This window comes from Vibrio sp. OPT46, from assembly GCF_015163535.1.
In the GTDB taxonomy this organism is placed as follows: domain Bacteria; phylum Pseudomonadota; class Gammaproteobacteria; order Enterobacterales; family Vibrionaceae; genus Vibrio; species Vibrio alginolyticus.
The window spans coordinates 70,146-71,045 of sequence record NZ_JADDYG010000250.1 but is presented as its reverse complement, the minus strand read 5'-3'; the positions used below and the strand labels follow the sequence as shown (position 1 = coordinate 71,045).

1 protein-coding gene and 1 pseudogene are annotated in these 900 nt (G+C 42.0%); both read left to right on the top strand.

The features are described from left to right. Positions 1-219, top strand: a pseudogene (locus IQR33_RS11320) (hypothetical protein); the annotation flags it as partial. Positions 220-387: 168 nt separating this feature from the next. Next, complete coding sequence (locus tag IQR33_RS11315) at positions 388-867, top strand: hypothetical protein (protein ID WP_005373572.1); 480 nt, start codon at positions 388-390, stop codon at positions 865-867. Positions 868-900: the final 33 nt, after the last annotated feature.

The following is a 900-nucleotide window of genomic DNA, read 5'->3' as shown; positions in this document are numbered from 1 at the left end:
TCGGATGATTTAAAAGTTCACTTGGATATTTTCCGTAAGAAAACACAGCAATTGTTAGACGATGAAACCTGTGATCCGAGTGATTTTGAGGAGCTCGGGGGTTGGGTGCGTTCTGTGACGTTCAAAAAGCGCAACGTTTACTTCATCTATTGTGGCGGTTTGGAGCAAGAGAATAAGATCTACTTAGATGTTGATAAGGGCGATATTTTTTATCGATAACTCACCACCAATTACACTCGTTCTCTAAAGACGTTTTGATAAATGCAATAACGATGCAAACCTGAAATCAGAGATTTATAACTTTTTAGTTGTGAACCATAATCAATAGGAATACTATCAACGAGTCAAGTGACCTAACTTGGCTCTTTGTGTTTTTAGTGAGTTCCTATGCCTTGGATTTACCTTAGAAAGTTGATTTTGCTGCTATTTGCAATGGTATTGCTACCAGTGCATGTATCTGCTGCGCAAATCGACCACAAGGCTCACGTACCGCACTTTTCTAAGCTACAACCTTTTGTAGCCGTAAGTGTATCGCCAAACTCTTCCGTCGATTTTTCTGAAGTTTCAGAAGAAAGCTCTCAATCTCCAGTATCTGAAGGCCATGCAAGTCTCGATTCCGTTGCTTTGTTTAACTCTCAGCGCTGGACGTCTTACTTACGGGAAGGGCTTGATGACGAGCACGTAGATTTTGTCGGCGATCTCACTACTCCGTTTTACGCTGATGCGGGTTACGCATACAGCTTGATGGACATTAACTGGCGTCACAACCAGTCCACATTTTATCATTTCACAAGCGATCATCGCATTTCTGGTTGGAAAGAGACCAATGCCATGTACGTCGCACTCAATAGTCAGTTTTCTGCCTAAACACCATCTATTTGCACCATTGTGCACTCTTAG